The 11,981-nt window shown below is 58.5% G+C and carries 7 protein-coding genes and 1 pseudogene; 5 read left to right on the plus strand and 3 right to left on the minus strand.

The window, feature by feature from the left end; all coding sequences use genetic code 11:
• Positions 1 to 22 precede the first annotated feature (22 nt).
• Together glgX and D3871_RS18015 are read left to right on the plus strand one after the other, a co-directional pair.
• On the plus strand, positions 23 to 2,131 hold the full coding sequence (gene glgX / locus D3871_RS18010; RefSeq protein WP_119770475.1) for a glycogen debranching protein GlgX: 2,109 nt from the start codon (positions 23 to 25) through the stop codon (positions 2,129 to 2,131).
• A gap of 242 nt (positions 2,132 to 2,373) precedes the next feature.
• Positions 2,374 to 3,594: a nucleotidyltransferase family protein gene (locus D3871_RS18015; protein WP_119770476.1), complete on the plus strand. Its 1,221-nt coding sequence runs from the start codon at positions 2,374 to 2,376 to the stop codon at positions 3,592 to 3,594.
• An 80-nt stretch (positions 3,595 to 3,674) separates the two neighbouring features.
• Here the strand turns inward: D3871_RS18015 and D3871_RS18020 are convergent, their stop codons facing one another.
• Complete coding sequence (locus D3871_RS18020; protein ID WP_119770477.1) at positions 3,675 to 5,096, minus strand: IS4 family transposase; 1,422 nt, start codon at positions 5,094 to 5,096, stop codon at positions 3,675 to 3,677.
• A gap of 143 nt (positions 5,097 to 5,239) precedes the next feature.
• A complete protein-coding gene (locus D3871_RS18025; protein WP_119770478.1) occupies positions 5,240 to 5,620 on the minus strand; it encodes a VOC family protein in 381 nt (126 codons plus the stop codon).
• Positions 5,621 to 5,710: 90 nt separating this feature from the next.
• Between D3871_RS18025 and D3871_RS30915 the strand changes: the two are divergent.
• Together D3871_RS30915 and D3871_RS31710 are read left to right on the plus strand one after the other, a co-directional pair.
• Positions 5,711 to 5,878: pseudogene (locus tag D3871_RS30915) on the plus strand (tyrosine-type recombinase/integrase); the annotation flags it as partial.
• 149 nt (positions 5,879 to 6,027) lie between these two features.
• Positions 6,028 to 6,444, plus strand: a complete 417-nt coding sequence (locus D3871_RS31710; protein ID WP_420799669.1) for a GFA family protein — start codon at positions 6,028 to 6,030, stop codon at positions 6,442 to 6,444.
• 318 nt (positions 6,445 to 6,762) lie between these two features.
• Here the strand turns inward: D3871_RS31710 and D3871_RS18040 are convergent, their stop codons facing one another.
• Positions 6,763 to 8,313: an alpha-glucosidase gene (locus D3871_RS18040; RefSeq protein ID WP_119770480.1), complete on the minus strand. Its 1,551-nt coding sequence runs from the start codon at positions 8,311 to 8,313 to the stop codon at positions 6,763 to 6,765.
• A gap of 365 nt (positions 8,314 to 8,678) precedes the next feature.
• Here D3871_RS18040 and D3871_RS18045 point away from each other — a divergent pair, with 365 nt between their 5' ends.
• A complete protein-coding gene (locus tag D3871_RS18045) occupies positions 8,679 to 11,981 on the plus strand; it encodes a maltotransferase domain-containing protein (protein ID WP_119770481.1) in 3,303 nt (1,100 codons plus the stop codon).

Here is an 11,981-nt window from a genome sequence, read left to right on the forward strand (position 1 = left end):
GTTTCGCAAAGAGAGCCGATGCATGTTTTTTGAAATTCCTGATCGCCTTATGCCCGGCCATCCATTTCCGATGGGCGCGACTTATGACGGGCAGGGCGTCAACTTTGCGGTGTTTTCCGCCAATGCGGGAAAAATAGATCTCTGCATCTTCGACGCGGCCGGACGCAAGGAAGTCGCGCGCTTGCCGTTGCCGGACTGTACCAACGAAATCTGGCATGGTTATCTTCCCGAAGCTGGACCGGGATTGCTGTATGGCTTGCGCGCACACGGACCTTACGATCCGCACCGCGGACATCGCTTCAATCCGAACAAGCTGCTGATCGATCCCTATGCAAAGCTGTTATCCGGTCCCTTGCGCTGGGCAGATGCGCTGTTCGGCTATCGCCTCGGATCGCCGCGTGTCGATCTCAGTTTTGACCGGCGCGACAGCGCGCCGGCCTTGCCCAAGGCTGTCGTCGTCGAAGAAGCCTTCAACTGGGGCGACGATCGCCGGCCCTGCGTGCCATGGTCAAAAACCGTAATCTACGAAGCGCATGTACGCGGCATCTCGATCATGCGCGACGACTTGCGCGCCGACCTGCGCGGTACGTTCGCGGCCCTGGCGAATCCGCGCTTCATCGATCATTTGCTCAAGCTGGGTGTGACGACGGTTGAATTGATGCCAGTTAACGCCTTCATGCAGGATCACTTCCTGCTCGGACGCGGACTGCGCAATTACTGGGGCTACAGCCCACTATCCTTTTTCGCGCCGGAACCGACTTATCTGTCCAAGGGTGGCCTGCATGACATGCGGATGGCGGTGCGGCGACTGCACGCGGCGGGTATAGAAGTCATTCTCGATGTCGTCTACAACCACACCAGCAGCGGCAATGAAAAGGGGCCGACCATCTGCTTCCGTGGTCTGGATAACGCCAGTTACTTCCGCCTGGTCCCGGGCAATGAACGCTATTACATCAACGAGACCGGTTGCGGCAATACGCTCAACGTTTCACACCCGCGCGTGCTGCAAATGGTGATGGACTCGCTACGCTACTGGGCCGAGTCCTACCATATCGACGGTTTCCGCTTCGACCTCGGCGCCACGCTCGGGCGAGAAGGCGCGGGCTTCGATCCCGGTTCCGGCTTCTTCGACGCGATCCTGCAAGATCCTGTACTGTCGCGGCTCAAACTGATTTCCGAACCATGGGACATCGGTCCCGGCGGCTATCAGCTCGGCAATCATCCGCCCGGCTTTGCGGAATGGAATGACAAGTTCCGCGACGGCGTGCGGCGTTTCTGGCGCGGCGATTCCGGACAGCGTGCCGATTTCGCCGCGCGTCTGAGCGGCTCGGCCGACCTGTTCAACCGGCGTCACCGCAAGCCTTGGGCGTCGATCAACTACGTCGCTTCGCATGACGGCTTCACGCTGCAGGATGTGGTCAGCTATACCGAAAAGCATAACGAAGCCAACGGCGAAAACGGCAATGACGGACACTCCGAAAACTACAGCGCGAACTGGGGCGTGGAAGGGCCCACCGATGGTCGGGGCATTCTCGAGTTGCGCAATCGCGTGCGCCGGGCCATGCTGGCCACCGTCATGTTCGCGCAAGGCACGCCCATGCTGCTGGCCGGCGACGAGTTCGGACGCACGCAGCGCGGCAACAATAATGCGTATTGCCAGGACAATGAGATTTCGTGGGTAGACTGGCATGCCGCGCAGACGCCGGAAGCGAAATCGCTGACGGCCTATGTTGGCCGATTGATCACCTTGCGCCATAACTTCGAGGCCATGCAGGCGCAGCGCTTTCTGCATGGCGATGAACTGGAACCGGGCATACGCGATGTCGCCTGGTATGACGAACGCGGAAAAGAACTGTCATCCGATGCATGGCAAAACCCCGAAGCGCGCGCATTGACAGTGCAGCGCGCGAACACCAACGGCGGCGATGCGATCGATATCGTGCTGATGTGCATCAACGCAGGCCATGATCCATTGAGCTTCATCTTTCCCGACCTTTTGTCTACCTGGTATTTGCTGCTTGATAGCGCGGTCGATGAAACACTGGCGCAGGAAATGCGTGATGGCAGCGTTGAAGTGCAGGGACATAGCGTCATGGTATTTGCCAACCGCATTCCTAAAGCCTTGCGCTGACGAATCATGCAAGCAGGCACGATGAGGAATCCCGGGCATTGTTCTTGCGTTAATTTTAATTAATGGTGCTCGATGCGGACAACGCCGCAGGCGCTTTTAAGCTAGCGCATTTATTGATCACGTATGTGTTGCCGCACCGACTCGCGTTTGAGATTGTTCAAGCTCTTTTAAGGAAACACGTGTTCTCCTTAGCATCATGCACATTACCTGTGTAATCGAACATTTATTCAAGGCTAAAAAATATGAAAGCAATGATTCTTGCTGCCGGTAAAGGCACCCGCGTGCGTCCCCTGACTTACGATTTGCCCAAGCCGATGATTCCTCTTCTCGGAAAGCCGGTCATGGCTTATATCGTCGAGCACCTTGCCAAATGCGGGGTACAAGACATCATGGTCAATGTCAGTTACCTGCACGAAAAAATCGAAAGCTATTTCGGCGAAGGCAGTCAATTCGGTGTACGCATCGGCTACTCGTTCGAAGGCTATATGAATGAAAGCGGCGAAGTCATTCCAGAGGCGCTAGGTTCCGCCGGCGGAATGAAAAAGATTCAAGAATTTGGTAGGTTTTTCGATCAGACCACGATCGTGTTATGCGGCGATGCCATTATTGATCTCGATATCAAGGCCGCCATCGAAGAACACAAGCGCAAGGGTGCGCTGGCCAGCGTGATCACATGCGAAGTACCGTGGGACAAGGTTTCCGATTACGGCGTGGTGGTCAGCGATGCCGATGGGCGCATTCAAAAATTCCAGGAAAAGCCCAGGCGCGAAGATGCATTGTCGAATCTGGCCAGCACCGGTATCTATATTTTTGAACCGGAAGCGATCGACTTGATTCCGGCGGGTGAAGTGTTCGATATCGGCTCGCAATTGTTCCCGCTGATGGCGGAAAAAGGCATGGCCTTTTATGCACAGAACCAGGATTTCGAGTGGCTCGATATCGGTAGCGTCACCGATTACTGGGGCGTGCTGCAAACCCTGCTGGCCGGCGACCATCCACAGCTGCTGGTACCTGGAGAACAGCTGCGCGATGGTGTCTCGGTCGGCCTCAATACGCGTATCGAATGGGAAGGCACGACGATAGAAGGACCGGTCTATATCGGCGCCGGTTGCCATATCGAAGCCGGCAGCAAAATCATCGGCCCGACATGGATAGGACACGGCAGCCATATCTGCGCCGGCGCCGAAGTCACGCGCAGCATCCTGTTCGAATACACGCGCGTACTGGCAGGTGCCACGCTCGATGAACTGATCGTCTGCAACGACTACGCGGTCGACCGTGAAGGCAATATGTCGCGGCTGTCGGAAGCGGAAGATATCGGACTCAACAATGCGCGCGATCGCCGGCATGCGCGGCGCAGCAAGGACGGCAGCGAAGAGAATGGCGAAGAGATCGATGAGGTTACGCCGCAACTCGGCGTGATGGCCGAGGACGAGCAGGCGAAGTTGTCGTATGCGCAGTAGATGAACGCCTGAATGCGCGCGGGTCTCGCAGCCATATCATGCCACCACCTTCTTCCCGTCGTGCCCGCGCAAGCGCTAACCTATGCCCACATCTTTGCAAGTTTCCAGCCCTGCACGACGCTGTCGAAGCGCTGTAATCCGTGCAACATAGTGACAGGGCCGGGTTTGGCTTCGCTGGCATATCCCATCCAGCCACCCAGGCGTGCAATTGTCCAGGCCGCCCAAGCCATAACATGACGTGGATACGGGTTCTTCTGCTTGTCAGTCTTACCCTCAAGCTTGCCTTGCAACTGCTCCAGCACCGTGATCTCGTCGCCGTCAAACGCATCGCTGGCGCGTTGCTGTGACTGGCCGTCCCGTGCGTTGACCAACTGCAGTGTGCGAGCGGCTACCAGCACGGCCATGCTGGCCAGCTTGAGCAGGGCGCCGGCATCTTCCAGCTGGCTGGCCTCCAGGCCAAGCCCCTGCCGCTTCAACGTGCGAAACAGCTGTTCGATCTGCCAGCGCTGCCGGTACCAGTCCACCAACCGCAGTGCGTCTTGTACGTCGGCGACCGCATGCGTACTCAGCAACCGCCAGTGCACCGGCTGCTCGCCTGGCACCACCGTATGCGTCAATTCCAGCACGTCCACTACCGACAGCTCGATGCTTGGCTGCCGGGCCCGACAGTGCTGGGGCCGGGTAATGCGTACCTGCCCAAAGCGCACTTCCATGTGGGCACAATGGGCCGTGCGTGCAGCAGAACGCGCGCCATCGGTGCTTTTGTATGGACGGCCGGCTGCGCGCGCGGGCACCTCTAATGCGAAACAGGCCACTGCCGACTGGGCAGCGAGCCATCTGCACAAGCTCCCACCCTCGGCCAGCTTGCGGTCAAAGTGCGACCGGGTGAGCAGGTGGGTGTGGCCATCCGGGATGCGGTCCCATTGCTCATAGAGGTCGCTCTCACGGTCGGCAATCACGGTCACCTCGGCGGCCTGCTCCAGACATTGCTTGGCAGCTTGTGCCGCCTGCAGCCAGCGGTACGATTCCTTCTCTTCGATGGGCAGAAGATCATAATTGCGTGCCGCTGTCTTGGTGCGTACCCATGCCTGTTGGTGCGCGATGCCCAGACAGTCCCGACGGTCGGCATCGATTGCCAGCACCGGATGGATGAACAGCCCCGCGCCCTTACTGTTGCTGATCTTACCCAAGCCTTCGGTACGCCGCCCGTGGCCTGTGTAATCGAGTTCGCTGGTGTCCTGAATGGCCAGCACATGCCGGCCGGCTGCGGCAGCAGCAGTCCTGCTGCTGCCATGGCGGATGATTTCCTGAGGTGTCACGTCGGGATGCTCCAGCAAGCGGTCGAATCGCTTCTGCGTGGCACGGTCGTCGGCCAAATGGCGAATGCAGACCGTGCCCCGTTCCAGCATTCGACCGTAAAGCAGCTTGCCGGTTTTGCAAAGACGCTTGTCGCCGAATTCCCCGATGCAATACTCATCGCCCAGCACCAGTGTTTCCTCCATGGTTGCCTCCTGCTCTTGGTCGATTCACCACCAACTACAGAATAGCCCTTGGAAAAGTTGCAAAGATATGGGCACAGGTTAGCGCGAAAGCGGGTACCCATGGTGGCGCTGCACTATGAATACTGAGATCTGACCACGCTCCACTAACTTGAGGATAGGTTTCGGCCCAGCCGGGCCGCCTCTATCGCGGCGATGTCGATCTTTTTCATGGTCATCATCGCGTCGAATGCGCGCTTGGCCGCCGCGCGATCGGGGTCGGATATCGCCGCGATGAGGGCGCGCGGGGTGATCTGCCATGACAATCCCCACCGGTCCTTGCACCAGCCGCATGCGCTTTCTTGGCCGCCATTGCCGACGACGGTGAACTCGACCGTGAGGACATCGCCCTGCTTGCCGTCGGGATAGTCGCCTGGTGCGCGGTGGACGGCGCCGACAGCGCTGTCGGGGAATGTTTCGGCATAGAAGTTTGCGGCGTCAACAGCGCCGCCTTCGTACCACAGACAGATCGTGTTCTTGCTGGTCATTTCGTGTCTCCTGAAGAGTTGAAAATCCGCGTCCCTCACCGTCAAAACCTAAGTCGGAATTCAGATTCTCTCCATCTTTCGTATGCATCCTACAGGACGCATACGATGCGTCGAACGAAGGCAACACTGATCTATCGAAGAACGAAGAACCTTAGGGTAGTACAACCTTTGCTCGGCCGCACCACGTTGGAAAGTACGGTACGTTATATCGAGGTCGAAATCGATGACGCGTTAGAGATCGCAGAACGGACTGAAGTACGACGCAAAGCGGCCGGTGGAATCTGGTGGCGCATAGACGCTGACCGGCCATTTGCGAACGTTGATGCTCCAAATTCATTCGATATACAATAGGTAACATTGCGAGCGACAGTCCTCCTCTTTATATGCTTTTAAACGTACGGGCAAACATGATCGAACCCTTCGGAAGTTGTAAGTGCGGCCAAGTCCAGTACAAGGTGTCTAGCAGGGCACTGCAAGTAGTTGCCTGTCATTGCGGGATGTGTCGAAGCATGACTGGCGCGCCACTCTCCTCATATGTCGTGGTAAAGGAAGAGCACTTCGCCGTCACCTCTGGGCACGAGGTTCTTGCTAGTTATGCAGTGACGGACCGTACCAAGCGGTACTTTTGCGCTACTTGTGGCACCCCAATATTCAACTCGAACCCGCATACATACAAGGGGCTCGCTATGCTCTATCTTGGGACTGTCGTAGATCATGAAAATTTTGTTCCAGAGCTCAGTATCTATTGCGAGGGCAAGCTGCCCTGGGTGAACATTCATGAGTCGAGCAAGAGCTTTCCGCAGGCTCCGACGCGAGGCGCCTGACTCCTCCATCCAGCGGCCGATCTAAAAGCCGTTTTGTCCAACGCTTCGCCGCTCATGCATAACGCCGAAGGTCCGCTTCCAAGGAAACTGTAGGGCTGTTGTGGGTCGGCTTCTGAAGTTCAATAGGATTTCGGCAGTGGCTGCTCAGGCGCGCTTAGCCGCCGGTGATCGCGACCACCAGTCAAATACGCAATACCCTCAATCAGCCAGCACATCGATCTTCTCCAGGCAAAGCGCCCTCGAGGAAGGATCGGATCGCCGTGTTGGCGTTGCGCACATCGCTGCCGACCGGGGCCGAAGCAGCGTGTCAGATCAATCTCACCCGCGCAAAAAGCAAAACCCGCTCACTCCCAGCATCACCGCGCGGTTATCGATGTCTACATTCTGCCCGAACACCATGTCGGCAAATTCCACCGACGGCACCTTCTTCGCAACCACATCCATATTGAACAGGCAAATCATTTCGCGCCCCTCATGCCTGCGCGCGAATGCAAGCACGCCTTCCGGCGCATCGAGCAGCGTGATGCTGCCCTTGTCCAGTTCCGGATGCGCCTTGCGCAGCGCCAGCACTTCACGCGTGAAACGCAGCACCGAATCCGTCTGCGCCTCCTGCTTCGCGACATTCATCCCGATATGTACCGGATCCACCGGCAGCCAGGGTTCGGCTTCGGTGAAGCCGCCATGAATCGCTTCGGTCCACGGCATCGGCGTGCGGCAACCGTCGCGGCCCTTGAACTTGGGCCAGAAGGTAATGCCGAACGGATCCTGCAGACGCTCGAACGGTACATCCGCCTGCGGCAAGCCCAGCTCTTCGCCCTGATAGAGGCAGACGTCGCCGCGCATCGCAAACAGCAGCGCCAGCATTTCCTTCGAGGTCTGGTCGCGGTCGCGCCCGTTTTGCCAGCGTGTCGCCACGCGCGGTTTGTCATGGTTGCTCAATGCATAGCAAGCCGAGCTCGGTGCGCGGATGCTGTCTTCCAGCGTCGTGATCACGTTGCGCACATGCGTATCGCTGCTGTCCGGGCCCATCATCGAAAAACTGTAGGCTGAATGCAGGCGCCCCGGATTGGTGTACTGCCCCATCAGTTTGAGCGCATCATGCCCGCCGACTTCGGCCAGGCTGAAGGCGCCATACGCGTCGAGCAGTGCACGGATCTTTTCCAGGAAGGGCAGCATTTCCGGCCGTGCCTGATCGTACACATGCAATTGATAGCCATAGGGATGCAGCGCAGCGCTGGTGTCTTCGCGCGGTGGATTATTGCGCAGCAGCTGGTCCTGGAAGATGTGATTGCAGGCATCGAAGCGGAATCCCGCAACACCCATGTCGAGCCAGAAATCCATTTCCGCCAGCACAGCCTTTTGCACATCCGGATGATGCATGTTCAGGTCGGGCTGGCTGGAAAAGAAGGAATGAAAATAATATTGCCTGCGTTCCGCATCCCAGCGCCACGCGGTGCCGCCGAATACCGAGACCCAGTTATTGGGAGGACTGCCGTCCGGTTTCGGATCGGACCACAGATACCAGTCATCCTTGCCGTTTTGTTTCGCGCGGCTTTGCTTGAACCAGGTATGTTCGTCCGAGGTATGCGAGATCACCATGTCGACGATCACGCCCAGACCCAATGCCTTGGCGCGCTTCATCAGGCTCTTGAAATCATCCATCGTGCCGAAGATGGGATCGACTGCGCGATAGTCGGACACGTCATAGCCGAAATCCTTCATCGGCGACTTGAAGAACGGACTAATCCAGATGGCATCGACGCCAAGGCTTTTGATATACGGAAGCTTTTGTTCTATGCCGGCCAAATCACCGATGCCGTCGTTGTTTGAATCGCAGAAACTGCGCGGATATACCTGATAAATAATCATGACTGTCTCACTTAACAAGGGCGGCCCGGCCGGTTGCAGCGATGCCGGATGCCCGATCGATCTTGCGCTGCGCAGATCGTGCTAACCATGAGCAACACTATCTGTTGCTTCAAGGAATAGCGCAATGTCGGAGAGGCAAGAATCGGGATTTTTGTGCCTGCACGCAACCGTGTCCTGATCGCGATAGGCGGCTTAAGCAGCTACTTGTTGCAAGGCTTTCAAGCGACTTGCGAATTCTGAATGTCTTCTTGCGAACAAATTGTCGATTTGGATGCTCTATTTGAAAAGATTTGCGGCGGGACCGGCTCCATATGCCCGACCCGCTGTTTTCATAACAGGAACCTTGTTCATAAGACGCCCCAACGATGCCAATCACGACGCCGACCTTTCTGCCTAGAATCTATTACCTCGACCTGAAGCTTGCCGGGCCTCTGTCCGAGATGGAAAATGTTCTGGAGCGATGCGTCGCGATGGGCTTCGACCATGTGCTCGTTTCGCCGCCCTCTGCGGGCGATGCACTTGCCGGACTGATACAAGCCTGTGTGCGCAGACAGCTGCAGTTGCTAGTGGACTTCGACGCAGCCGATATCGGCGCCGACGAGGTACTTGTGGCCAACCATCCCGACTGGTTCGATATGGGCGGCCATGACGACGACTTGCCGGACCCGCGGCGGGTGCAGCCGCTGCGTGCGATGCCGCGCCTGCGATACGGCGACGAGGCAGTCATGCGTGACGTCGCTGCATATTGGCAGCGACACCTGCGAGCAATGGCCAATAATGGCGTGGCCGGCTTTCGTTGCCTCAACCTTGCCGCGCCCCCGATTTCGTTCTGGAAGAATCTGATCGGGCAATTTTCCGCGAATGGCAACGCGCGCGAGCAGGTGTGCTTTCTCGCATGGACGCCAGGTTGCACACCGGCGCAGATCGACGCGCTGGCCGGATGCGGATTCGACGCCAGCTTTTCTTCAGGTGCGTGGTGGGACTACCGCTCGCGCTGGCTGGCCGAAGAGCAGGATCGCCTGGCCCGGATCGGCCCGCCGATCGCTTTTCCCGACAGCCCGAACGAACCGGTGATCGGTCGCATTGCCGGCAATGAGGACGTGGCGGTCAGGCGCCAGATCTATCTGCGCGCATTGCGGCTGGCTGCCGCCATCGGCAACGGCATCCTGATTCCAATGGGATTCGAGTATGGCGCATCGGGGGTGGCCGCGTTGTCCGCCGGACTTCGTATCAACCTGAAGGATGCGAAGGACGATGCCCCATTCGACCTGAGCGCCGATATCGCCGAAGCCAATGCTTTCATTGCCGCGAATGGTCCGGTCTGTCATGCGCAGCCGATACGCATGCTCAGCAGTGTGGATGCGGACGTCGCGGTCCTGTTGCGCGAGGGACGTTCCGCTTCCGGCGCGCCGGATCGTGCGCTGATGATGGCGGCCAATGCCGACCTTGTGCATGCGCGCAGCGTCAATGAAAGCCAGCTGCAGGAACGTGCCAATGGCTTCATCCGTTACCAGCGTATCTGGCCGGAGCAGGAGCGCGATGCGGACGCGATGCAGCCCTTGTCGCTGAATGCGGGCGATTTTCAGTTGTTCGCGGCGCACCGCATTGCGCCCATCCTGATTCCGCCGCCGCGCGGCGAGCAAACGATTACGGCCGCGGCGCGCGCGCCGCGCGTCGCCATCGAAGCGGTTGCGCCAGCGGTCGACGGCGGACAGTTTCCGGTCAAGCGCACGATAGGCGAATCGGTCAACATCGAAGCGGACGTGTTCGTCGATGGACATGACAAGCTCGTCGTTGCCGTGCTGTGGCGCACCGCCGACGAAACCGCATGGCAAGAGATCCGCATGCATCTGACCGAAAACGATCGCTGGGCCGCCACCCTGCCATTGACGCGCCTCGGTCGCTACCTGTTCGTGATCGAAGCCTGGCGCGACGTCTTCGCTACCTATCGCGACGAACTCGAAAAGAAAACCACCGCCGGCTTGAATGTGTCGCTTGAACTGGAAGAAGGCCGGCTGCTGGTCGAAGCGGCGCTTGCGCATGCGAAGCGGGCCGGCATCGAAGCGGCGCTGCCGACGCTGCAGGCATTGTCGACATCGCTGAACACTACGCAGACGCGCGACCAGGCTAAAGCCGCCGCCAAGGATGCGGAACGCATCGCCGCGCTGCTGTCCGAACCGATGGCCGAAGCGATGCGGCTGGCCGATGCGCGGCCGTTTCTGGTGCGCAGTGATCCCGAAATGCGTATCGACGTCGAACGCCGGGCCGCACGCTTTTCCAGCTGGTATGAGCTGTTCCCGCGTTCGCAAAGCGGCGACGCGGCGCGGCATGGCACGTTCGCGGATGTCGAAAAGCGCCTGCCGGCGATCCAGGCAATGGGTTTCGACACCTTGTATTTCACGCCCATCCATCCGATCGGCAGCAAGCACAGGAAAGGCCGCAACAACAGCCTGACGCCCGGCCCTGATGATCCCGGCAGCCCCTACGCCATCGGCTCCCCCGAGGGCGGGCATGATGCAATCCATCCGCAACTGGGCACGCTGGACGACTTCCGCCATTTGCGCGACGAAGCGGCAAGGCATGGGCTGGAACTGGCGCTCGACTTTGCGATCCAGTGTTCGCCGGACCACCCCTGGCTGAAGGAATATCCCGAATGGTTCGCGTGGCGGCCCGACGGCACGATCCGCTATGCGGAAAATCCGCCAAAGAAATACCAGGACATCGTCAATGTCGACTTCTATGCTGACGGCGCGGTGCCTGGCCTGTGGATCGCGTTGCGCGATGTGGTGCTGTTCTGGGTCAAGGAAGGTGTGCGCGTGTTCCGCGTCGACAATCCGCATACCAAGCCGCTGCCGTTCTGGGAATGGATGATCGCCGATATCCGCAGCCGCTATCCGGATACGATCTTTTTATCCGAAGCCTTTACCCGTCCCAAGATGATGTACCGGCTCGCCAAGATCGGTTATTCGCAGTCCTACACTTACTTCACCTGGCGGCATACCAAGCAGGAATTCACCGATTACCTGACCGAGCTGTCGACGACGGCGGTGCGCGAATATTTCCGTCCGCATTTCTTTGTCAATACGCCGGATATCAATCCGGTATTCCTGCAAAAATCCGGCCGTCCCGGCTTTTTGATCCGCATGGCGCTGGCCACCACGCTGTCCGGTTTGTGGGGCATGTATAGCGGCTTCGAACTGTGCGAGGCGACGCCGGTGCCGGGCAAGGAAGAGTACTTCGATTCGGAAAAATACGAGATACGCGCCTGGGATTGGCAGCGGCCCGGCAACATCATTCAGGAAATCACGCAATTCAATCACATCCGTTCCGAGAACCCGGCGCTGCAGACCCACCTCGGTATACGCTTCCTGATGGCGTCGAATGACAATATCTTGTTTTTCATCAAGTCCACCCCCCCTGCGGACAGCTGTCAGCGCTTCGGCGACAACGTGATAATGGTAGCCATCAACCTGGATCCATTCGCAGCGCACGAAGCGACGCTGGAGTTGCCATTATGGGAGTTCGGCGTACCCGACGACGGCACGCTTGAAGTCGACGACCTTGTCAATCGCGCACACCTCTCCTGGCACGGCACGCGGCAGCATTTGCGGCTGGATCCGTTCGTTTGTCCGTATGCCATCTGGCGCGTTAGACACAAGGGAGCATAA

The organism is Noviherbaspirillum saxi, from assembly GCF_003591035.1.
GTDB lineage: Bacteria > Pseudomonadota > Gammaproteobacteria > Burkholderiales > Burkholderiaceae_D > Noviherbaspirillum > Noviherbaspirillum saxi.